Source organism: Sphingobium tyrosinilyticum (assembly GCF_042654265.1).
GTDB lineage: Bacteria > Pseudomonadota > Alphaproteobacteria > Sphingomonadales > Sphingomonadaceae > Sphingobium > Sphingobium tyrosinilyticum.
In genome coordinates this window covers 1-21,928 of sequence record NZ_JBHSFZ010000058.1, presented here as the reverse complement: position 1 = coordinate 21,928, position 21,928 = coordinate 1, and the positions used below count along the sequence as shown (strand labels likewise).

Genomic DNA, 21,928 nt, shown 5'->3' with positions numbered 1-21,928 from the left:
GATCAGGGCGCCAAAATCTTGCCCGGGTTCAGCGTGCCGGCCGGGTCCATCGCCATTTTGAGAGTGCGCATCAGCGCCACTTCGCTCTGCGAGCGGGCATGGCCGAGAAACGCGCGGCGCGAGATGCCCACGCCATGTTCCGCGGCGATCGATCCGCCAACCGTGCGCACAACGTCATAGATCACTGTGTCGAAGCCCAGCCGCGTCTCGTCGCTCAGTTCACCGCGGCTGGCGATCACATGCAAGTTGCCGTCGCCCGCGTGGCCGTAGAACAACATGGTCGCCTCTGGATAGGCCGCCGCCATTGCCGCCCGTGCCCGCTCGACAAAGATCGGCATGTCGGCGATGGCCATCGATACGTCATAGGCGATAAGCGGGCGCAGGTCGGCAAGGCCCGGGTTCATATCTTCGCGCACGGCCCATATCTGCTGCCGTTGCTGCTCCGACTGGGCGATGACGGCATCGACCACGATCCTACTTTCGACCAAGGCGGCGAGCGCCCGCTCGAATTGGGCGGCGTCATGCTCCTCATCGCCGCCCATCGCCTCGACTACCGCATAATAGCCAAGGCCAGAGGGGAGCGGCCGCGGCTGGCGATCGAGCAGGCCGCCGCTCATACGATCATAGAAATCGTCCCACATGATCTCGAAGGAAGACAGCCGCCCCGACAGTGTGACCTCCAGCCGCCGCATTGCGCTGATCGCCGCCTCGAAGCTGGGTGCCGCGATCATCGCTGTCTGGCGCGAGGTCGGCAACGGGCGCAGCCGCAGCACCGCGCGGGTGACGATGCCCAGCGTTCCTTCGCTGCCGGTCACCAGATGCTTCCAGGCATAGCCCGCATTGTCCTTCAGCATTTTGGTCAGGGAGGACAGGATGGCACCGTCGGCCAGCACGACTTCCAGCCCCAGGACCATGTCGCGCATCATGCCCCAGCGCAGCACGCGGTTTCCCCCGGCATTGCTGCCGATCACCCCACCGATCATCGCCGATCCGCGCGCGCCCAGGTCCATGGGCAGCAACGCCCCCTGCTGCTCGGCAGCCTCCTGTGCCACCTGCAATATACAACCTGCCTCAACCGTCATCGTCATCGACAGCTGATCGATCTCGACGATCCGGTTCATGCGTTCGAGCGACAGGGCGACGCCGCCATCGCTAGGCACCGCGCCGCCCACGGTGCCGCTCTGCCCGCCGATGACTGTTACCGGCAGACCGGCCGCAGCCGCGGCCTTCACTACTTCGGACACTTCCAGCGTGGTTGCCGGCTTCACCAGATAAGCGGGTGCACCGGCATAGCGCCGCGTGAGATCGAGCCGGTAACGCTCGCCGATATCCGCGCCGGAACGGACTTGGTCAGCGCCGACGATCGCCTCCAGCCGGTAACGGAGCTGCTCTTTGTCCTTGCCTGCGGCACTCTGCATGGCGCGACTCTCTCCAACATTTGTTTTCAGCTATATATAGCCTATATGTCGGTTTGCAGATGTTGGCAATGACGATGAGCGGCAGGACCGCACAGGGCAGCGACAGAGGGCACGGGCAGGACGATATGGCAGCACAACGCGAGCAAATCAGGACCACCGACGCAGGCGGCACAGCGCGCGCGCGCGGGGATCGCGCGTGGCGCTGTTGGCGACGGCAAGGGCGATGTTCGCGGACCTCGGCTATCATACCAGATCACATCAGGAGTGCTTTGACGATCGCCAGGGGCGGCCAGGCCGGATCACCTTTGGCGGCCGGATAAAGCGGATCGAGCAGCACCGCGACCGCCTTCCAATCGATCAGTGATACAAGCACGTCAAGCGATCACGTCGCTCGCCGGGACCCTGAAAATCCGAACCGTTCCTGACCTATCGAACGCTACGCGACGACCGCTCTCTCATTCATGCTCCGTCTTCCCACCGGTCACGTTTGGGGATAGACGCGTTGAGCGGCATGTTGATCACGCTGGGGCAGACGGCATTCACCCGAATGCGATCCCGCGCGTAATTGATCGCCATGGAGCGCATATAGTAGAATGACTGCTTGTTGATGACGCGCCCTTGGTCACAGTGTAGGCACCCATCCCAAATCCGCTCCAGCCTGGAAATTGAAGCGACATTGGCGATCGTGCCGCCGCTTACGTTTGCATGACTGGGAGGACGGCCCGGCAACTGAATATGATGGCATCGACATTGATCGCGAAATACCGCGACCACTTCTCGTCCCGCTCCTCCTGCACTCCGGCGAGCGCGCCCACACCTGCGTTGCAATCAAGCCTGCCGAAATGCGCCAAGGATACCGCTACTGCCGCATTAACCTGGCAACGCAGAGCACATGCGCCCCTAGCTCGGAGAGACGCGCCGCCGATAGCTATAGCTACTCGCCCGGCGAAACGCTGCGGCACCACCCGCTCCCCCTCATCATTCGCGATGAGTGACAAGGCCATTGCCAGAACGTTGCATTGCGGAAAATTGCATACAGACGGCATGTACATTCCGATTAAGAAAATCGCGGCAGCAATCCTTTCCTAATCGCCTGGTTTGTTGAAGGAATTGCGAGGCTGACGGCGGGCATCATCAAAAATCCAATGCTCAATGGCGAAGTATCCGACTGGATGCCGCGCATCAATTGAGCATCACACAGCTCGTTCCTGAGCTGCGGCACAGCGATAGGTTGACATGATCCGAAATCGGAGAGGATAGAGAATGTCGGTGCGACTGACAGGCAGCCCTGGCCGCGGAGTGGCGGGCAAACTGGACCGTAGCGCTGGCAGCCTGCGTAGGTATGGTCGGTGGAACGGTTATGACCTACTCCATCGGTCTGTTCATCGAACCGTTGCAGCAGGCGTTCGGCTGGACCCGCGTGCAGATTATGGCTGGGCCGAGTATCACCGCTTTTTCATCCTTCCTCTTGGCACCGATCGTCGGTGCCCAGATCGATCGATATGGTGCGCGACGACTGGCGCTTTGCGGTGCCGTCGCCCTGTCGCTCATCTTCGCCTGCATGGGGCTGGTTGGGTCAAGCACCTGGTCATGGCTGTTTGTCTGGCTCTTGTCTGCCGTGCCGTTTGCGATGATACTACCGAACATGTGGACGACTGCAATTTCAGGTTTCTTCCACGCCGGCGGGGCCTGGCGATGGGCGTCACCCTGTCGGGCACCGGCATCTCCTCACTGCTGCTGCCGCTCTATACCTATTTTCTGATAGAGAATTACGGCTGGCGCTTGGCTTTTGTAGGTCTGGGCGCCTTGATCCTGCTGGTAATCGTGCCGATCCTCTACCTCTTCCTGTTCAGCGTGCGCGACCGGCAGCGCCGCGGCCTCTTGGTGCCGACGGCGCCAGCACGACCATCGACCGACTGGCGCAGGCTCGTCTTTACCCGTCCCTTCCTTCAAATGGCCCTGGCCGCGCTGGCGACAGCATTAGTGGTGCCGCCCCTCGTCATCAGCGCCGCGCCCGTGTTGGTATCGGGCGGCCTGTCCCGCGCAGATGCCGCCGGCATCGTCTCTCTGATCGGCATTACCTCGACGGCTGGAAGGCTTGCCATCGGCTGGACGCTCGACCGTATCGATGGGCGCGCGGTCGCGGGCTTCGTCGTCTTTCTACCTACGATCACTTGCGCACTGCTCATCTGGGCTACGGGTTCGGTCATGGCCGCCACGGTCGCGCTCCTAGTGCTTGGCCTGGCACTCGGCGCCGAAGCGGACCTTGTCGCCTATCTTACCTCGCGCTATTTCCCGCTCGCCAACTTCGGGCTACTCTTTGGCCTGTTGACCGGTATCTTGGCATTGGCTGGATCGGGAGGCCCGCTGCTGCTGAGCGCCGTCTACGACAGCACGCACAGCTATGTACCGGCCCTGATCGCCGCCATTCCACTCTGTCCTATCGCGGCGCTGCTCTTTGTGACTCTAGGTCCATACCCCGATCAGGGGACTGATGCCGCGTGACCGGCAGTCAGCCTCCGGAAAGCAAAAGCCCGTCCATCATCACCATCAATGTTTCGACGCATTGCTCCAGCCCCTTTTCGGAGTCGGGGGCGTTGGCGATCAGCAGCGCCGCGTCATTGGTTGCTGCCAAAATGAATTGGGCCAGCGTTCCAGCATCAGCGCGACGTATCAGCTTCGCCGCCATGATCTGCTCCAGCAGCGCAGCGGTGCCGGGCAGGAACACAGCCGCCTGTATTTCACGCCAGCGCGCCCAACCAAGCACCGCGGGCGCATCGATCAACAGGATACGTTGCGTTTCCGGGTCCATGGACACAGCTCGCAGATAGCTGCGGAGCGCAATCAACAACCGCCTCCAACCCAACATGGGCGTGCTGATTTCAGGCACCTGCGCCAATACCTCGTCGCGCGCATGGTCTGCCAGTCGGGTGGCGACATCCTGCACGACGGCATCAAATAGCGCCTTCTTATCGCTGAAATGATGGTAGAGCGCACCCCGGGTGACGGCGGCGTCGGCAGTGAAATCGGTGGTGCTCGCGTCGTGGAACCCACGTTCGCCGAAATGCCGGCGGCCCGCCAGTATGAGGGCGCCACGCGTCGCATCTGAACGTTCCTGCTGGGTGCGTGACGCCACTTTGCGGCGCGCCCCCTGCCCTGTCTTGCCTGACGCACGCGATACTACCATCTTCTGTTCCCGACCAGGCGGGCATGCAACCCGGGTTTGTCCAAGCGGACAGTTCGCAGATCGCGTGTCGTGGAGCAACGGGGTTTGCGCAGCGCGCCCCCACTTTGACACGCGCGCCGCGCCAGCTGCCGCAGTGGCGCTGCCGACGGCGCGCGTGCCCCCCTATCAGAATTTGTAGCCGACCTTGGCTCCAAATTCACGCGGCGGGGCAGGCGTCGAATAATCCCCCACGCCCGCATTGCCGTTATAGAGCATCTGATAATATTTATCTGTGAGGTTCCGGCCATAGACGCCCACATAGAAATGGTCTGACGGGTCCGTCCAGGTAACTTGCGCATTCACCAGCGTATAGCCGCGCTGGCGATAGCGTTGCTTGTTCGCCAGAGCACCCATCATCGACCCGAACAGGGAAGGATTCTGGATAACGAAGCTGTCTGTATAGTTCACGTTGGCGGAAAGGTCGAGCCGGCCACCGAGCAGGTCTAGGGTATAGTCCGCACCGATATTGCCCGAGAAGCTGGGCGCGCGGGGAAGCTGCTGCCCGCTCCAGTCCTGCACCTCGGTGAAATTGCGGTCGGTGGTCGGGTTGAGCGCCGTGCCCGTGGCGTTTGTGAAATCCTTATAGCGCGCGTGCAGGTAGGCACCGGCAGCGCGGATTGTGAGGCGTGAGGTCGGATTGAAGCTGACCTCGCCGTCCAGCCCATAGATCTCCGCCTTCGGGGCGTTGCTGACTAGACCGAATACGACAAAATTGTTGCACGCCGCATCCACACAGATGTTACGTGTCAGCGAAACCTGTAGATCCTTATAATCATAGTAAAAACCGGCCAGGTTAAAGCGGAACGGCCCCTGCACGGTCTTGAAGCCGATTTCATAGGCATCGATGATCTCCTGCCGAACGGGCATAATGCTCAGGATCGACGTACCCTGGTTGATGGTTCCGCTGCGGAAGCCTTTTGAATAGGATGCATAGATGTTCGTCCGGGGCGCGAGTTCCCACCGTAGCGATGCGCGCGGCGTGACCTTGGCAAAACTAGCACTGCGCGAAGTCCGCGGGACGACCAGGCCCTGCAACCCCTCGAGCGTATAAGTCTTTTTCTCCACGCTGTAGCGCGCACCGGCAGTCAGGCTGAGCGTATCCGACAAGTCGAGTGTGCCATCGACATAAAATGCCATTGCATCGCTTTTGATGCCGGTCGACAGCAGTACGGTGCGGACCAATCCTGGCCCATAGACCGAAGTCGAGATGGGCGGGACGACCCGCGAATGATCCTTATAATAGCTGGCGCCAGCGATAACCGTCAGATGATCCACCGCATCAATCAGATAGTCGAATGTCTGCTGAAAAGAATCCGAGCGCTGTCGATTGATCGCATATTGCGCATCCACATAGCTGCCGTCGATGTCGAAATCCTGATTGACCTTGCGCAAGCCATAGGCCGTGTAGGACGTCAGCGTGCCGATATCGGTCTTCCATTCAAGCTTCAGCGTACCTTCATAGGTTTTCGCATCCGGGTTGATGCCATAATTATAGGCTTTACGGTAGCGCTGGGTCGACGGTATCAGGCCCGGGATAATCGTCGCGGGATTGGAATGAGCAATCGGCGTGAAAATATAACCCCGAGGATCGGAGACCAACCCATAGTTGAACCCGACCGTTGCGGTCAGATTGTCGGTTAGATCGGCCTCCAGCTTGGCGCGCACGGACTGCTGCTCAATGGGAGCGAATTTGCTCGGATTCTGAGGGCCCGCTGGGATCGGCTTGAGCAGCTTAATATAATTGTCGTTCTTGCGCCAATATCCCGCGACCCCGAACCGGATCTTGTCGCTGATCGGCCCCGAAATGTAGGCGCTGACGGATCGCTCGTTAAAGCTGCCATAGGTCGCTTGCACCTTGCCGGTAAACGTCGCCGACGGCGCGAGGGTATTGATGAGAATGGCGCCGCCCGTGGCGTTGCGGCCATAGAGCGTGCCCTGCGGCCCCTTCAACACCTGCACGCCAGCTATGTTGGCGAGATCGGCGTTGATGGTGATGAAGTCAGGCTGGTAAAAACCGTCGACATAGATTGCGACGTTATTTTCATAGCCGAAGGTGTTGAGTACGGTCGAAACGCCGCGAATGGCAGGCTGGGTCGCTGCGCCCGCTTGGTTGATCTGCACGCCCGCGGCAATCTGACCAATGTCCCGGACACTAACCACGCCAGCCTTTTCGATCGCTTCACTCCCCAGCGCCACGACCGACATTGGCACATTTTCGAGAGGTTCAGCGCGGCGCTGCGCGGTCACGATAATGTCGCTCTGCGACGCGGCGGGTTCACTTTGCGCATAAGCGCTGTACGGAATCGCAGCACAGATGAGTGCACCGCCGCACAGAAGCGCGCAGTTTACAGCTTTTCTAGACATAGTTCCTCCCCCTGTAGTCCGACCAATGGTATTTATCGGCCGCACGGTCGTGCCCCTGGCGTTTTCGCGGATTGCGATCGCTAGTTGCGCTGTTGCAAGACGCAAGTCAAGTGTTTACATGCTGGCGGCACGCATGTTTATAGCGGGTTAGAGGAAGGCCATGGAAAAGCACGTTTATGCGGTGTTCACGAACGCGGTGGAAGGCCGGGATGAGGAATGCGCCAACTGGTATGTGGACGCTCATGTCAGTGACATGGTGGAACGCTACGGCTTTTCATCCGGTCAACACTTCCGCTTCGACATGGCTCAGTATTTCCCGGATTTCCCATTCCGCTACCTTACGCTCTACGACGTGCCGGAAGGTGAATTCAAAAGACTTCATGCAGATCATGCCAAGGCCATGACGGCCCATGTCGACCGTCTTCAAAACGACAGCGAAGGCACGACAACGTCGACGATGCCGCTTTCGCCCGCGCTTGATCTAGAAGGCGCGCGGTCCTTCTGGCTCACCGCGCTTCATGAGCCGGTCCGCCGTAAAGAGGCAAAATAGACCGCCCGGGCTGCCATAGCGTAGGACCATATAATCGACTGAAGGGAAGGAAATTTGCCGTGGGCTTAGATGCCGATGGAGCAGGAACTTGGCATCGACCCGCTGACTTTGCGCCGTCGCTATCCCGCTGAGCGTCGCCAGTACGTCTTCTCGTTGGGTCACGGGGTCCGCGCCGCACTGGTCAAATGGTGTATCCGCGCGTGAGTAATATGTTCGCCAGCCTGGCATGGCGCGCGGTGACTTATGCTATGCCGGCATTCTCGCCAAGTTGGGTAGCGCCCAACTCTTCTTTCTGGCGTACCGGGCCTTGAACAGGCGCTATCTTCTGGTTCTCATCAGCGAGTCTGTGAGACCCGATACAGCACCACCGATCTCCGGCCCGGCGAGTGCGGACAGATCCTTGAAACCGTCAAGGGACAACCGCAAAGCGACCGCAAATTACAAAACCTGCTCCTAGCTAGTCACGTACCGGACTAGCGCCTCGGCACAGGTCCAATAGTTAAGATCAATCCCGCGGCAGATAGGCTGATCGGGACCAAGGCTGCGAGGAGCAGGACATATTCTCCCGTCACATCATAGGCAAGGCCGGCGGCGAGAGGCGCAACGGCAGCTGCAACGGAAATCGTGCTAAGTAATGCTCCAAACAAAGCGCCGAACGTCCGGATGTCGAACAGCCTGCTGACAAATACCGCCACCAGATCAAATTCGGCGCCCAGGGCAAGGCCGAAGATGAGAAAAGCGACGGTGGCGAACGGTATGGATGTATCGTCTGCCAGCAAAATCCCGGCACTCAACGCCGGCAGCGCCATCGCCACGGCTGTGATCACTCGCGCATCGAATCTATCCACGAGAAAGCCAGATCCAAGTCGACCAATAATCCCCGTGATGCCTACCGAGGCGGCGATCATGGCCGCAGTGTCGCGCGCGACGCCACCCGCCTCGATGATCGCGATCGACGAGGTTATAAGAGCAGTCGATGTGAGCGCGAAGAAAGACGCGGCCAAGGCCAACCGCATAAAACGGGCTGATAAAAGAAGCGAGCCAAATGAAGCCTGGTTCTTGTGGGCAGGCTGGTTCTCTCGAGATCCACCGTTGGGCAAAAAGCATGTCATAACGTAGCTGAGCGTTCCGAAAATGATACCGAGATAAGCAAAAGCCTGCCGCCAACCAACAAGATCGATAAGCATGGTCGCAGTGAGTGGAACGCAAATCGATGCCACGCTCGTTCCGCACATCGCCACTGCAAGCGCCAATCCACGGTTGCGGGTAAAAAGTCGCGCTACCGCGCTCGTCCACAGCGCGGGGCCCGTGAAGCAGTTAACGACGCCGAGCAGCGCCCAGTTTGCCCACCAGGACCACACCGAAGATGCCGAAAGCGACAGGCAGGCGAAGCAGGCCACATAAACGGGTATGGCAAGCGCCGCAACACGGCGGGGACCGTAGCGATCAATCGCAGCTCCACCCCATGTATTGAAGAGCGCCGTGGCCATGGTCGATGCCGTGATACCTGCGCCGATGGTGGTGCGGGACCAGCCCAGGCTCGCTTCCATCGGCTGAATGAACGCGCTCATGCTGTACATGAGCAGCACGGCCAGTATTATTCCCAGCAGCGATGCCAGCAAAGTTCCCGACCGCGCCAGCGTTAGCTCTCGCGGTTCAGTCATGCGCACTCGTCAATATCGAACACAGCCGGACCTTCACAGCTTTGCGGTGGGCATATCCGGGCGTCATCGTCCGGACATGCGCTCCTGTTATGTTGATCGCTCAGTAGCGAAAGCCTAGGCCGACGCCGTAAATCGCTGGCTCGTTACCCACCACCCAGTCATCAAACGTTCCATCTGACTTAAGCGTGTCATATCTCGTGTCCGATGATATTGGAGATAATGGTTTCCGCTGGGCCAACCTGCCAATCGCCAGGACGGCTATTTGCACCTGAGCACTCGCGTTTATCGCAGCACTGTTCAAAGCGGTGCGTGAGCAGCCGTATATCAATTTCTCATTACCTTATACTGCTCTCCTGACACGCAGGCTTTTTGCTCCGTCTCGGTGTAGTCATGACAACTACTTTGCTTCGGATACATACAACCTGTAAGCTGAGTGCTGAGATTATCGTCGTAGCCGTGGAATGCAAGCGGCATGTAAAGGCGTTCAGGCAACAGGAATGACGACCGGACGCGGGTTGAGGCCGGATAAAAGATGCAGCAGCGCATCGGTGCGCTCACGGCGGCTCTGCTCCGAGTCAGCGCATGCGCAATAGCAAGGGACGCGTCATTCACGGCCGCGAATATGAGCTCCGCCAATGCCCCTGTTGAAGCGGGCCTGAGAAGCCCTTCTGCCACCAGGCTGTCGAGCCACTTCACAAGTTTGGGAATGCCTAGCGCGCCGTCGCTGCCACCCAAGAACAGCAGGGCCGTCAATAAGAAGTATGCGCTGAAGCTCTAAATCTTCGGTGACAACCTGCAGATATGCCTCAAAGGCAATCATGAGCCGTGCCCATTTTCTCTCGCTATCGCTCGGGTCGGCGGGGCCGAACTGCGCCGCTACCATCGCGGTAGCTTTCTCGGAGATTTCCTCGGCCAGGCTAAGCGCGACGGCAGCGAACAGATCCTCCTTATCTGTGAAATGATGATAGAGCGCCCCTCGCGTCACAGCGGCGTCCTGGTCTCCGGCCGTCCGGTCACCTATCTCTTGATGCAGTCGCGCAGCGACCCGGAAGACTGGCGGCGAATGATCGGCTGGTCGGCGGAGGCTCAGGCCGCCGGCCTCGGGATTTACCCACAGGTCAGCTCCCGCGGGATCGGTGCCCTCACCTCTCTCCAGGGCTATCATTTCTTCCTGATGCGGCGCGCCTATCATGAGGTGTCGACCCTGCCGCTTTCCGAGAGGGCGGCCGCTTTGCGTGATCCACAGCGCAGGGCGGCTGTGCTATCGCAGCCCGACGATCCTGGGGTCATGGCGCTCGACCCAAAGCTTGCGGACTTCATTGCACTGCTCCGCCAGAACATGGCCAATGTCTATCCCATGACGGAGGAGACGCTGGATTATGAACCCGGACCCGAGCGCAAGGCCGGCGGCCTGGCGCAAGCAGCCGGCATCAGCCTCGAAGAACTTATATACGACCATTATAGCGCGGCCGACGGTCGCAAGATCTGCGCCAGCTTCATGCTCAACTATGCGGAGGGCAATCTCGACGCGACATATGAAATGCTGAGACAACCCTTTGTCGCCGCCGCGCTTGGCGACGGTGGTGCGCATGTGCGCATGGTGTGCGATGCCTCCTGGCCAACTTTCCAGCTGGCCTTTTGGGCGCGGAACAGGAAACGCGGACCTATCCTGCCACTGCCGCACGTCGTCAAAAAACTGACGGGTGGGAACGCTGCACTTTACGGCCTTTCAGATCGAGGCGTGATTGCGCCCGGCCTCCGCGCAGATATCAATGTCATCGATCATGACCGACTGCGGCTCCACCTACCGGAGATGCTGTTCGACCTGCCCAGCGGCGGTGGCCGGATCCATCAAAGCTCAAGTGGATATCTGGCGACAATGGTCAACGGGGTGTTACCCGTCGTCATGACGTAGACACAGGGGCAAGGCCCGGCCGGCTGGTGCGGGCGGGACAGTCCTAACGAATTTCTTGCTGTTCCCCAAGGAGCTGTACATGGCTGATAAAGTGACCACCGTCCTGAGCTTTCTGGATGCGATCAGCGGAAATGCGGATGATTTCGCTCGCGCGGTGGAACGGTGGTTCACATCCGCGACAATCTGGGAAAATATAGGCATGTCGCGCGTGGCTGGGCCGAGCGAGGCACAGGCGCTGATGAGCAAGATGGCGGCGGTGGGAATAGCCGGCCTGCGTGTCGAGACGCCCGCGATCGCGGTTCATGGCGGCACCGTCCTGACCGAGCGCATCGACCATCTTCTCGACGAATCCGGCGCCGTCCTGCGATCCATCCCCGTCATGGGCGCGTTCGACGTGGATGAGGATGGCAAAATTGTGAGGTGGTCGGATTATTTCGACACCAATCTCTTTCGCCCATCGACATGACGGGGGCGGCGCCGCCGCGCCGCCAGAAATTCCTGTGTCGCCTAGTTCTTCAGAACCATCGAATAGTCATGCTCGCGGACAATCTTGCCCCCTTCCACCGTGAAGAGCCATATGGTGCGCGTCCGCACGACATTACCCTCGGCCGATTTCAGCGTGAGGGCGCTTTCCAGAACGCCTTCATTCCCTTCGGTAACGATCGAAATCGCTTCCATCTCGAGGCTGATGAATAGCTCGCGGGCGTGTCGCAACGCCTCGATCAGTTCGTCGCGACCGCCATGCCGACCACTGGGCATTTCGATCCACTCAACCCTATCGCCATAGAGCGGATACACTTCAGATCCCGGCTCATTATACACTCTGACGAAGTTCTCGATGGTCTCGCGCGTCGTCACAGCAACTCTCCTCTTTGCGTTTATACACTGACGTCGGAATTTATGATGGGATTTGCGGGGACGCTGCATCACCTCCAACGGCCGGAGGCGACTTGGAACGATGGGTCAATTCCAGACCGGGCATCGTCCCCTCCTCCCTCCAATCCGCGATGATGCGGTAAAAAGGAATAGGACCGCCGCCATATTGATTGTTGCGGACGTTGCGGCGTTTCAGATCGCCCTCATAATTGAAATAGCTGGGCGTGCAGGCGCGCAGGAAAGCTTCCTGGTCCAGCGCGGTGCGATCGATTTCGGCGCACCATTGTTCTTCTGCATGACGGGAGACTTCGACGATATCTATCTCCTCGCCGACGGCGCGCGCGACGATGTAGGCAATGTGACGCGCCTGTTCGTTGATCATATGGGTGAAGTTCATCGAAACGCCGGTTTGCACAACCGACATGAGGAACAGGTTGGGAAAGCCATGGCTGGCGATACCGTGCAACGTGGCCGCTCCGTCCGCCCACTTTGCGGAAAGCAGAACCCCGTCCCGGCCCGCAATTTCATAGCCGATCCGCTTGACGAAAGGCGTACCCACATCGAAGCCTGTGCTGTAGATCAGGCAATCGAGCGGATATTCCCGCCCGTCCACGACCACGCCGCGCTCCGTAATACGCTCCACGCCGCGTCCTTCCGACGTATCTACCAGCGTGACGTTCGCCCGATTAAATGCGGGCAGATATTCATCGGAGAAACATGGACGCTTGCAGAAGCGATTGTACCAGGGCTTTAGCAGCGCCGCGACCGACGGGTCTTCCACAACGTGGCTAACCCGATCCCGAATGCCTTCCATCTTTACATAGTCGGCAATCTGAGCAAGCGTCATCGGATTTTCCACCGGCTCGCCACGCTCAGCCTTGCGGACGGCCAATGATCGCATGATCGCCATCATCGATGTCCATCCATCGCGGATCTGATCGTCGTCAGTATAGATACCAGAAACGATCGTCGTGAAGTTGTGCCAAAGGCGCTCCTGCCATCCTGGCTCGAGTCCATCAAACTCTTCTGGATCAAGAGGTCTGTTATCTCGCACGTCTATGGATGACGGTGTACGTTGGAACACATAAAGGTGCCGCGCGGAATCGGCAAGATGAGGCACACATTGCACGGCCGTGGCGCCGGTACCGATGATGCCGACTGTCTTGTTGTGCAAACCGTCGAGCCCCCCCTCGGGTCCGCCACCGGTATAAGCATAATCCCACCGGCTGGTGTGAAAGCTGTGCCCCGCAAAGCGTTGGAGGCCCGGAATGCCCGCCAGCTTGGGCCTTTCCATTGGCCCTAGAGCGATGGTCACATAACGCGCGCGGATCGCGTCCCCTCGGTTGGTCGAGACGGTCCAACGCCCCTCCCCCTCGTCCCAGCAAAGGCCAGTGACTTCGGTCTGAAAATGCGCATCTCGATAGAGATCATATTTGCGCGCGATGCTTTGAAGATACGCCCTGATCTCCGGCCCGGATGCGAACCGGTGGCTGGGCACATAGCCCATCTCCTCAAGCATCGGCAGATAAAGCATCGCCTGCGTGTCGCATGCGGCACCCGGATAGCGGTTCCAGTACCACACGCCGCCAAAGTCGCCCCCACGCTCGATCACTCGAATGTTGGCTACACCCGCCTTTCGTAGGTGGACGCCGTGAAGGATTCCACCCAGCCCGCCGCCGATGACCAGCACATCCACCTCATCATTGAGATGCTCGCGCGTAAAATCCGCATCAACCCAAGGATCGTCCCGATAGTGCGATAGGTCGCCATCCAGATCGACATACTGGCCCAGCGCCTCCGGGCGAAGGCGTCGGTCACGCTCAACGCGATATTTCTCGACCAAGGCAACGGGATCGATGCCCAGTTCGTCTTCAAGCGATTGTCGCAGAACGACCATATGTGCCTTTTCCTCAGACAACTGAAATGTGGTGGACATGTTACGCACGCAGTCGATGCGCCCCGTCGAGCCGGATGACCTCGCCGTTCAACATCGGATTGGCGATGATGCTGGCAACCAGATGGGCATATTCCTCAGGCCTGCCGAGCCGGTTGGGGAACGGAACCTGTGCGCCTAACCGATCCTTGCCCTCCTCGCTCAACATGCCGACCATTGCCGTGCGGAACATGCCAGGCGCGATCGTCACCACCCGTATCGCATGGCGAGCAAGATCGCGGGCGGCGGGGAGGGTCAGCCCGACGACGCCGCCCTTTGCGGCGGCATAGGCCATTTGCCCCACCTGCCCGTCAAAGGCGGCTATGGATGCCGTGTTGACTACGACGCCCCGCTCTTCGCCCAACGGCTCCTCACGCGCCAGCCGCGCAGCGAACAGAGTGAGCGGGTACATTGTCCCGTATAGATTAACCTCGACATTGCGGCGCATGTTTTCAAGCGACAGCGGTGTGCCGTCGTCTCCTACGGTCCTGCCAGTTGGAGTAATACCAGCGCAATTCACCAATATGCGTGGCACGCCGAGCGCCTCCTCCGCCGCGAATAGCGCCTCGGCGACCTTGGCATAATCGGTGATGTCCACCCGCGCGAAAAAGCCGCCAATCTCCTGCGCGATCATGGTGCCAGCTTCTTCGTTCGCGTCAAATACTGCGACCTTACCTCCGGCGGCGGCGAGTTGGCGGGCGGCCGACGCACCAAGGCCGGACGCCCCTCCCGTCACAATGACGATCTGACCCTTGATGTCCAACGCCCTCTCCTACAGCTGCTCTCAGCATTACATACATGTTGAATGTTTCTTGGCAATAGGGTTAGATGATGTCACTGAGGACGCACAGTCTGTCCAAGGTCACCATAGGGGAAAACTATGCCGATCGGGTTTGCAGATCGGGTAGCGGTCGTGACCGGCGCTGGATCGGGGCTTGGCCGCGCATATGCGTTGGAACTTGCGCGACGCGGCGCCCGAGTTGTCGTCAACGACATAGGCGTTGACGGCGCAGGAGTCGGCCATTCAAACGAACCGGCGCGCCAGGTCGTCGATGAAATCCGCGCGTCCGGAGGGCTTGCTACGGCCAGCACAGACAATGCGGCCACCCGAGCCGGAGGGGCAGCGATGGTCGAAACGGCGATTCAAGCCTATGGGCATTTGGACATCCTCGTTCATAACGCGGGATTCCTGCGCGATGCACGTTTCGAGGATCTGACGGACGATCAGATCGATGCGGTGCTCGATGTCCATTTCAAAGGCGCCTTCTATGTCGGCCAGCCGGCTTTTCGGGCGATGAAAGAGCGGGGCTATGGGCGCATTCTCCTGACCTCTTCTGCTTCCGGCCTGTTCGGCCATCCCTTGGCAGGCAAATTATGGCGCGGCCAAAGCTGGTCTGCTGGGTCTGTCGAACGTGCTCGCGCTGGAGGGATCAGACCATGGCATCCTGTCCAATGTGCTACTGCCGGGCGCGCGTACCCGGCTTGCCGACCACGTCGACCTTTCCTTCCGCAGCGAAATATCGGCAATCGATGCGGCGATGCGCGACATGGGCTCGGCTCCCGACCGGGAGAGGCAGGCACCGGCATGGGTCGTCCCTCTCGCCCTTTTCCTGGTGAGCGACAGTTGCCGCGCCACGCAACGCGCCTTTTCGGCGGTGTCCGGCCGGTACGCGGAGGTCGTCACCGGAGCGACGGCGGGCTGGGTCGCGCCGCAGCATACCGATCCCGACGGGATTGCCGCGCACTGGCAGGAGATCGTCGATACAGCCGACCTCTCCTACCCCGCCAGCGTCTATCACGAAGTAGCGCACGTCAACGCGGCCCTGAGGCGCATGTCTGAAACCAGTGAAACGATATCCGCCGAAAGGGGGTGATCGCCATGCTACAGCCGCTCGCTCGATTCCATCCCCGCTTCTACCACATCGGCTATGTATGCAGGGACATGGGCCGAGGCATTGAACGATTGACCGCAACCCAATCAACTGCTGCGTTCAAAGTCGTGCACGTTGCGCGAGGGCGGTCGCCCGCCGAGTCCCCCATCCGCCGCCTCGCCCTTGGACAGGTCGGCCCACTGACATTGGAACTGGTCGAGGCATCGGCATCGGCGGCTTCAATCTATAGCGATGCACTTAAGGAGGAAGAGCTGCTGCAATTCCATCACGTCGGCTATTATATAGACGGGGCCGACAACTGGCGCGCGCTCGAGACATGGGTTGAACGGCACGGCGGCCCTGCCAGTGCAGGGGATATTCCGGGCGTCCTGCGTTATCTTTACCTCGACCGTCGTGCGGACCTCGGTCATTTTCTGGAATATGTGCAACTGGAAGAAGGCGGTCTAAAATTATTCGGCGCCCTGCCATCCAGCCGCTTGTTGAGCGATATGCTTTCCTCCTCGGATCCGGATCAAAGGGGTCCCGCGGCATGACTGCCAGATCGCAGCAGACATGGCTTGTGACAGGCGCTTCGTCCGGATTTGGCCGGGCCATAGTGCTGGCGGTGCTGGCGGCGGGTGGACGAGTTATCGCGACTGCCCGTGACCCCGCAACACTACGGGATATAGCCCCGCACGGCGAGAAACGGTGCCTGACTCTTCCGCTGGACGCCACAGTCAAAAGCCAGGTTGCGAACGCCATCGCCGCAGGAGAGGAAGCGTTCGATTCCATCGACATTCTCGTCAACGATGCAGGCTATGGCCTGCTCGACAGCGTTGAGGATGCGGATGAGGCCGCGATCCGCGCCATCTTCGAAGTCAATTTTTTCGGGACGGCCAACATGATCCGTGCCGCCCTGAAGGGAATGCGCGCGCGCAAGCGCGGCTGGATCGTCAACATCGCGTCGAGCGGCGGGCGGCTGAGCGCGCCTGCTCTCGGCTATTATTCAGCCGCAAAACATGCCGTCGAGGGGCTTTCAAAGGCGCTTCGCGAAGAAGTGGAGCCGCTCGGCATCGGTGTTACGGTCGTCGAGCCGGGCAATTTTCGCACGGATTTTGCAGGCCGCTCGCTGGTACTGGGGGCGCCGCCCCCGATCCATTATGCCAACACCGTGGGCCGGATCATCAATCGCGTGGAAAGACGCCGGGAAAGCGAAGTGGGCGATCCGGCCCGCGCCGCCGACGCCATCATCAAGGCGGTTGACGCCGACAACCCGCCGCAGCAACTGCTCTTGGGCGCTGACGCTATCGCGGGCGTACGAGCCGAACTGCTGCGTGAACTGGAAGAAGTAGAGCGTTGGGAGATGCTGGGCACGCGCACCGCCTTCGAGGAGTAGCAGCCCGCTCTCCTCTGGCGCTCTCCGTACAGGACTTCAGCGAGTTAGCGGCGGCAACGGGCGAAGGTTGGGACTGCGCGGTTGCCCGGTCGTGGCGGTTACGCCCCCATCGGCGACCAGTACAGATCCGGTCATGAACGATGCATCCTCCGACAGAAGGAAAGCAATGGTGGATGCAATTTCCCGCGGCTGTGCTGAGCGGCCCATTGGAATGGCCGCGTGCCAGCGTTCCCGCCCAGGAATCGGAGCAGTCATCGGCGTATCAATGAGGCCCGGGCAAACCACGTTCACGCGAACACCATCACGCGCGCAATCAATAGCTAGGGATCGGCTATAGTTCACGACTGCCGCCTTGCTGGCATTATAAGCTGCCATGCCATAGTCCCCGCCCAGTCCTGATATGGAAGCGACGTTGACGATCGCACCGCTGCCCTGAGCGCGCATATGGGGAAGCGCCGCACGGCACCCGCGCATGACGGCATCGATGTTGATCGCGAATAGCCGGAACCATTGCTCGTCCGTCTCGTCCGAGGGATCGTTGAGCGCCCCCATACCTGCGTTGTTGACGAGGAAGTCCAAGCGTCCAAAGCGTTCGACGGCCTGCGCTACCATCTCCGCTGCCGCGCGCGGCAACGTAAGATCCGCCTGAAAGAGGCATGCCCCCTCTTCGTCCCAACTCGCAGGAGCGTTCCGGTCCACTATCAGCACCCGCGCGCCGTCCTCCTTCAGCCGGTTCACCGTAGCAGCGCCGATGCCAGAGGCTCCGCCCGTGACAATTGCAACCCTTCCTTCGAAACGTCCTGTCATACCGCGATATTCCTGTTTGCGAGCGCTGGGCTCCTGCGACGGGCGGAATGTGGTAGGCACATCGGGCGTCAGGGCCATGCCCGCGCTTCCGCAAGATCGGCGGCCGCCGCGCGGCGAAGAAGGCCTAAATCCGCGCCGAGCGGTAGGAAGGTAATGCCGCACGCGTGAAGTTCCTGACCATTTTTCAGTCCAAATGCCGGGCATCCCGCCACCAATCCCTGCTGGGCGCAAACGGAAACGATCCTTTTTACGGCAGCCATCACCGGCTCCGGAAAACGGAGCGCTTCCGCGACCGACAAACCCATGGACAGTCCAAGATCGACTGGGCCGAGAAATAGGCCGGCAACGCCTAGCGTATTCGCGATCGCCTCCAAATTCTCCATAGCCTCGACGGTTTCGATCATCACGAAACATAAGGCCTTCGCCTCTTTCGATCCGTCGGTGACATAGGAACTGCGCACCGGCCCAAAGGACCGATCGCCAAGCGGCGGATAGTGGCAGGACCGCGCGGCGGTACGAGCCTGTTCGGCATTGTTCACGAGTGGGACGATCACGCCGCATGCCCCAAGATCCAGCGCACGCATGATCTGAGCGGGATCGTTTGACTGCACCCGCATGAAGCTGGGTACGCCGGCAAGATCAAGCGTCTGGATAGCGCTCATTATCGCTTCCGACCCTATACCGCCATGCTGGCCGTCCAGAATCACGAAGTCGTATCCGGCCCGCCCCACCGTCTCTATGGACAGGCGATCCGGAATGGAGATCCACAATCCCACACGGGGCTTGCTCTCATTGATGTCGGAGATCTGGCTATCGATGCTCATTTGAACAGCATCTGTCGTGTGTCCCGCTCGCCCTTGTAGGGAAGTCGGCCGTGGGCGGGCAGTTTATCGTCCAGCAGTATGACGTCCCTTAGTGTCCACGGGAACGCCACTTCCCGGCGCTTCCTCTCCGCATGCGTGTCCAGAAAATCTTCCTCGGACAAGGGATCGCCCTTGCGAAAGGCCGCCGCGCTGGGCTTGTCAGGATAGTTGGAACACGCCGCGCCAATCAGCGCGATCTTTTCCTCGCCCACCGCCACGCGTTGCTTGCGCGTCGCATGGATCGTGTTGAAGAAGAGCGTCTTGCCCGTCGCGGGATGGGTCGCCTCGGCAGGCAGGCTCGTCCGCCGCACGCGCCATCCATGATCTTTCAGTTGATTTGCCGCATCGGCGGGGACCAGCGTATTCATGATCTGCATCCTCTAAGGTTCGATGTTGGGTCGCACTCCCGTCATATTTCAGACAAGCGCCTTTTCAGTCAGTGGCACACCAACCCCCGATTGGGCCTGATTTGCCAGCAGGGAACCGACCGCCTTTCTCCAGAAGTTCTACCCCTTGTATGCAGGGTAGCGAATATTTGTTCCTCAGCCAGGCATAGGTCAGGTGAAAGCCGGGCAATCGCATAAGAACCGCAGAACATCTCTTTCGAGCGGGCTCGCGCCCTTGGCCTTGCTGACCCATTCGCGCTGAAGGTTCCTGTAGAATCGATCTTCATATTACCGGACGCGACCAGACTAGACGCGTACGCTTCGCGAGATAATGAAAGCTTCTCTTCTGCGTCCCGTTCATGTCAGTCATATGTTCTGCTTAGCCCATCAGCGACAGTGGCGTTTCGGCTATTCCGAACTCTCCTGGTTCCATCGCGAACAGCCCGCCATTGTTGCCGAACGCCGCCGTGTCGGGGATCGTCATCTTCGTGCTCGTCACGAAAAGCGTCGCCATGTCCGGCCCGCCGAAGGCCGGCTTGGTTGGGTTGGAGAAGGGCAGCGCGACGACACGTTCTAATGCGCCCGCGGGCGTGTAGCGCCGCAACTCTCCCATTCCGACGATCGCCGCCCAGTAGGCCCCTTGCGCATCCACTGTTGCCCCATCGATAAACCCCGGCCCCTCGTGCCGAATGAAGCAGCGTGGGTTGGACAGCGCACCACTGCCCGCGTCAAGATCATAGGCGTCAACCTGACCGCGGATACGGCCGGTCGCATACATCGTGCGTCCATCAGGACTGAAGGCCAGCCCGTTTGCAACCGAAATCCCGGCCACGACACGGATCAGCCGGTCATGGTCGAGCCGCTGAAACCATCCGCCAGCGGCACCCCGGTCTGCTGGGTAATGATGGTCGAACGCTCCAAGCCACAGCCTGCCTTGACGATCGCAGTGGCACTCGTGCAGCTTAACGTGATCGGGAAGCCCAGAAGCGACACGCAACGTCAAGGCGCAACTGACTGGATCCCAATCGTAAAGGCCGTCGGCCAGCACGACCACGACGCCGCCATCCTCCTTGGGCACAAATCCGCCAACGCGGCTTGGCATGGGCCATTCGTCATGCCGCCCGGACCGAGAATCCCATCGGTGCAGGGCTGGCGGTTGCTCGCAGTTCACCCACCATAGCGCCTGTTCGGCGGCATTCCAGATCGGCGTCTCACCCAGATAATTATCTGCATCAACGATGCACTGAACTAACGTCATACTTGCACGTCCGGCAACTTCTTGCTTGGGTTTGTCGGTCCTTGACACCAATAACATCTTCGAACATTTTCGGCGCGACTGGGGCGGTTTGCCGCAAGGTAGGTAGCCTCGAATGTAGAATCACCTACGTTACTATCCCCGATGTTCCCTCGCTGCCAAAGATGAGCTGCTTCCAGCCAATCACTGTCGCCGGCACGCGGTCAATCGCGGCTGCGGGGATCACCATCCGACACCCGTGCTATTGCAGCAAGCTGCACACGCGCGGACGGTTCCGCCCCGTGCCGCCGGGTCAGGCCAAGCCGGCAGCGTTCCACTATCTCATCCCCAGAGCACACGTATTCGACGCGCTGACGATGTCTTCCGCGAGGGCTTCCAAGTTCGCTGTCGACAAATTGGCTGCTGTGCGAACCACACCCTCTCCTCTGCGCGCGACCTAAACCCGACATACAGCTGATATTTCGCATTTTGTCTCTTGGCAAGTGGCTCGATGTCAGTTGAATGGAAGAGATGGAAAAGTCTTCAAAGTTGAACGGGGTGATGTCGAAGCGAGGGGGAACCCAAGCAACGCAGCGCGCACGCGCCGAAGAAACTCGGACCGTCCTGCTACAGACGGGGCGAAGGATGTTTGGAGAAATCGGCTTTCACGGCAGCGGTACGGTCGCACTCGTAAAGCAGGCAAAAGTAACAAGCGGCGCGCTTTATCATCATTTCCCCGATAAGAAGGCGCTGTTCGAAGCAGTTTTTCTTGATGTGCTTATCGAGTTGCAGGGGGCCGCGGAAGCCGAAGCGCGCAACAAGCTGACGCGTTGGGATCGCATCTTGAGTGCGTTTGACAATTATCTTTCAATGGTTGAGTCGAGCCGCGAGTTTCAACAAATCGTGCTTATCGAAGGACCTGCCGTCTTAGGATGGGTCCATTGGCGTGATCTCGTCTCGAAACACGTAACGGCGCGGATCACGAAAACACTTCATCTGCTGATGGAGGATGGCGCGATTGAAGAGCAGCCGGCAGAACCCATAGCGAATTTGCTTCAGGGCGCGCTTAACGAAGCAGCCTTATCCATCGCACATGCGCCGAATCCTCATCGAGCAAAGACGGATGTATCGAGCGCCTTCAAGCGCATGCTTGCCGGGTTACGGTGCTAAGCCTCATGTGACTTTCCGGCACTTTCACGTGCCGCGATCGTGCCGAACCATCTGGTCTGACAAGTCGACCGATGGAGTTATGCCGGGGCGGATCAGCAAGCCGTCCTGAAAAGCGCCTGCCTCCCTTCGAGGTGGTCCCGCTTTTCTGGACAGGATGCTTAGAGCCGGATTCGGAAGTTTCTCAATTCTGACAAAGCCTTGCGGTTCTGCGCCTGAGCATGCGGATTGAAGCGATGAGGGTCCAAGCGGTGTGGA

The 21,928-nt window shown here is 59.8% G+C and carries 23 protein-coding genes and 2 pseudogenes; 10 read left to right on the top strand and 15 right to left on the bottom strand.

All coding sequences use genetic code 11. The annotated features are described in order from the left end of the window. Positions 1 to 2: 2 nt before the first annotated feature. The 4 genes from ACFO3E_RS16035 to ACFO3E_RS16025 form a co-directional block, all read right to left on the bottom strand. Complete coding sequence (locus ACFO3E_RS16035) at positions 3 to 1,418, bottom strand: FAD-binding oxidoreductase (RefSeq protein ID WP_380806135.1); 1,416 nt, start codon at positions 1,416 to 1,418, stop codon at positions 3 to 5. 253 nt (positions 1,419 to 1,671) lie between these two features. Continuing rightward, a complete protein-coding gene (locus ACFO3E_RS20880; protein ID WP_465269444.1) occupies positions 1,672 to 1,791 on the bottom strand; it encodes a transposase in 120 nt (39 codons plus the stop codon). Positions 1,792 to 1,877: 86 nt separating this feature from the next. Further along, positions 1,878 to 1,994, bottom strand: a complete 117-nt coding sequence (locus ACFO3E_RS16030; RefSeq protein ID WP_380806132.1) for a hypothetical protein — start codon at positions 1,992 to 1,994, stop codon at positions 1,878 to 1,880. Positions 1,995 to 2,113: 119 nt separating this feature from the next. After that, positions 2,114 to 2,422, bottom strand: coding sequence for an SDR family NAD(P)-dependent oxidoreductase (locus ACFO3E_RS16025; protein ID WP_380806130.1), 309 nt, complete (start codon positions 2,420 to 2,422; stop codon positions 2,114 to 2,116). Between the two features lie 356 nt (positions 2,423 to 2,778). Here ACFO3E_RS16025 and ACFO3E_RS16020 point away from each other — a divergent pair, with 356 nt between their 5' ends. Continuing rightward, positions 2,779 to 3,180, top strand: coding sequence for an MFS transporter (locus ACFO3E_RS16020; protein WP_380806128.1), 402 nt, complete (start codon positions 2,779 to 2,781; stop codon positions 3,178 to 3,180). Further along, positions 3,114 to 3,923, top strand: coding sequence for an MFS transporter (locus ACFO3E_RS16015; protein ID WP_380806126.1), 810 nt, complete (start codon positions 3,114 to 3,116; stop codon positions 3,921 to 3,923). The genes ACFO3E_RS16020 and ACFO3E_RS16015 overlap by 67 nt, the downstream gene beginning before the upstream one ends. Positions 3,924 to 3,930: 7 nt before the next feature. Here ACFO3E_RS16015 and ACFO3E_RS16010 read toward each other — a convergent pair whose 3' ends face one another. Both ACFO3E_RS16010 and ACFO3E_RS16005 read right to left on the bottom strand, forming a co-directional pair. Continuing rightward, positions 3,931 to 4,605 carry a TetR/AcrR family transcriptional regulator gene (locus tag ACFO3E_RS16010; RefSeq protein ID WP_380806124.1) on the bottom strand — a complete coding sequence of 225 codons (675 nt, stop codon included), beginning with the start codon at positions 4,603 to 4,605 and terminating at the stop codon, positions 3,931 to 3,933. Between the two features lie 165 nt (positions 4,606 to 4,770). Further along, a complete protein-coding gene (locus ACFO3E_RS16005; protein WP_380806122.1) occupies positions 4,771 to 7,008 on the bottom strand; it encodes a TonB-dependent receptor in 2,238 nt (745 codons plus the stop codon). Between the two features lie 160 nt (positions 7,009 to 7,168). Between ACFO3E_RS16005 and ACFO3E_RS16000 the strand changes: the two genes are divergently transcribed. Then, positions 7,169 to 7,558 (top strand): hypothetical protein, encoded by a 390-nt coding sequence (locus tag ACFO3E_RS16000; protein WP_380806119.1) that lies wholly within the window; start codon positions 7,169 to 7,171, stop codon positions 7,556 to 7,558. Between the two features lie 473 nt (positions 7,559 to 8,031). Here the strand turns inward: ACFO3E_RS16000 and ACFO3E_RS15995 are convergent, their stop codons facing one another. Both ACFO3E_RS15995 and ACFO3E_RS15990 read right to left on the bottom strand, forming a co-directional pair. Beyond that, a complete protein-coding gene (locus ACFO3E_RS15995) occupies positions 8,032 to 9,180 on the bottom strand; it encodes an MFS transporter (protein ID WP_380806117.1) in 1,149 nt (382 codons plus the stop codon). 366 nt (positions 9,181 to 9,546) lie between these two features. Beyond that, positions 9,547 to 10,207 (bottom strand): annotated as a pseudogene (locus ACFO3E_RS15990) (TetR/AcrR family transcriptional regulator). Between ACFO3E_RS15990 and ACFO3E_RS15985 the strand changes: the two are divergent. Next, positions 10,181 to 11,137: an amidohydrolase family protein gene (locus ACFO3E_RS15985; RefSeq protein ID WP_380806114.1), complete on the top strand. Its 957-nt coding sequence runs from the start codon at positions 10,181 to 10,183 to the stop codon at positions 11,135 to 11,137. The pseudogene ACFO3E_RS15990 and the gene ACFO3E_RS15985 overlap by 27 nt on opposite strands. 79 nt (positions 11,138 to 11,216) lie before the next feature. After that, entirely contained in the window at positions 11,217 to 11,603 is a 387-nt protein-coding gene (locus tag ACFO3E_RS15980) for a limonene-1,2-epoxide hydrolase family protein (RefSeq protein WP_380806112.1), read from the top strand. Between the two features lie 41 nt (positions 11,604 to 11,644). On the opposite strand, the gene ACFO3E_RS15975 is transcribed toward ACFO3E_RS15980, so the two are convergent. Genes ACFO3E_RS15975 through ACFO3E_RS15965 form a run of 3 tightly spaced genes read right to left on the bottom strand, consistent with a single transcriptional unit; the run spans position 11,645 to position 14,709 of the window. Then, entirely contained in the window at positions 11,645 to 11,995 is a 351-nt protein-coding gene (locus ACFO3E_RS15975; protein ID WP_380806109.1) for a nuclear transport factor 2 family protein, read from the bottom strand. Positions 11,996 to 12,035: 40 nt separating this feature from the next. After that, on the bottom strand, positions 12,036 to 13,949 hold the full coding sequence (locus ACFO3E_RS15970) for a flavin-containing monooxygenase (RefSeq protein ID WP_380806107.1): 1,914 nt from the start codon (positions 13,947 to 13,949) through the stop codon (positions 12,036 to 12,038). A 1-nt stretch (position 13,950) separates the two neighbouring features. Then, a complete protein-coding gene (locus ACFO3E_RS15965) occupies positions 13,951 to 14,709 on the bottom strand; it encodes an SDR family NAD(P)-dependent oxidoreductase (protein ID WP_380806105.1) in 759 nt (252 codons plus the stop codon). 117 nt (positions 14,710 to 14,826) lie between these two features. Here ACFO3E_RS15965 and ACFO3E_RS15960 point away from each other — a divergent pair. The 4 genes and pseudogenes from ACFO3E_RS15960 to ACFO3E_RS15945 all read left to right on the top strand — a co-directional run. Further along, positions 14,827 to 15,255, top strand: a pseudogene (locus tag ACFO3E_RS15960) (SDR family NAD(P)-dependent oxidoreductase); the annotation flags it as partial. 103 nt (positions 15,256 to 15,358) lie between these two features. Beyond that, positions 15,359 to 15,820: a Rossmann-fold NAD(P)-binding domain-containing protein gene (locus ACFO3E_RS15955; RefSeq protein WP_380806629.1), complete on the top strand. Its 462-nt coding sequence runs from the start codon at positions 15,359 to 15,361 to the stop codon at positions 15,818 to 15,820. Positions 15,821 to 15,825: 5 nt separating this feature from the next. Beyond that, on the top strand, positions 15,826 to 16,371 hold the full coding sequence (locus tag ACFO3E_RS15950; RefSeq protein ID WP_380806103.1) for a hypothetical protein: 546 nt from the start codon (positions 15,826 to 15,828) through the stop codon (positions 16,369 to 16,371). Continuing rightward, positions 16,368 to 17,213, top strand: coding sequence for an oxidoreductase (locus ACFO3E_RS15945; RefSeq protein WP_380806100.1), 846 nt, complete (start codon positions 16,368 to 16,370; stop codon positions 17,211 to 17,213). The genes ACFO3E_RS15950 and ACFO3E_RS15945 overlap by 4 nt, the downstream gene beginning before the upstream one ends. A 36-nt stretch (positions 17,214 to 17,249) precedes the next feature. Here the strand turns inward: ACFO3E_RS15945 and budC are convergent, their stop codons facing one another. The 4 genes from budC to ACFO3E_RS15925 all read right to left on the bottom strand — a co-directional run bounded on the left by budC (position 17,250) and on the right by ACFO3E_RS15925 (position 20,527). Beyond that, positions 17,250 to 18,098 carry a meso-2,3-butanediol dehydrogenase gene (budC, locus tag ACFO3E_RS15940; RefSeq protein WP_380806098.1) on the bottom strand — a complete coding sequence of 283 codons (849 nt, stop codon included), beginning with the start codon at positions 18,096 to 18,098 and terminating at the stop codon, positions 17,250 to 17,252. Then, positions 18,089 to 18,844 (bottom strand): HpcH/HpaI aldolase family protein, encoded by a 756-nt coding sequence (locus ACFO3E_RS15935; RefSeq protein WP_380806095.1) that lies wholly within the window; start codon positions 18,842 to 18,844, stop codon positions 18,089 to 18,091. The genes budC and ACFO3E_RS15935 overlap by 10 nt, the downstream gene beginning before the upstream one ends. Next, the gene (locus ACFO3E_RS15930; RefSeq protein ID WP_380806092.1) at positions 18,841 to 19,251 is read right to left on the bottom strand and encodes a Fe(II)-2OG oxygenase family protein; all 411 of its coding nucleotides are present in this window, start codon (positions 19,249 to 19,251) and stop codon (positions 18,841 to 18,843) included. The genes ACFO3E_RS15935 and ACFO3E_RS15930 overlap by 4 nt, the downstream gene beginning before the upstream one ends. Before the next feature lie 397 nt (positions 19,252 to 19,648). Then, complete coding sequence (locus tag ACFO3E_RS15925; RefSeq protein ID WP_380806090.1) at positions 19,649 to 20,527, bottom strand: SMP-30/gluconolactonase/LRE family protein; 879 nt, start codon at positions 20,525 to 20,527, stop codon at positions 19,649 to 19,651. Between the two features lie 498 nt (positions 20,528 to 21,025). Here ACFO3E_RS15925 and ACFO3E_RS15920 point away from each other — a divergent pair, with 498 nt between their 5' ends. Then, complete coding sequence (locus ACFO3E_RS15920) at positions 21,026 to 21,673, top strand: TetR/AcrR family transcriptional regulator (protein ID WP_380806088.1); 648 nt, start codon at positions 21,026 to 21,028, stop codon at positions 21,671 to 21,673. Positions 21,674 to 21,928: the final 255 nt, after the last annotated feature.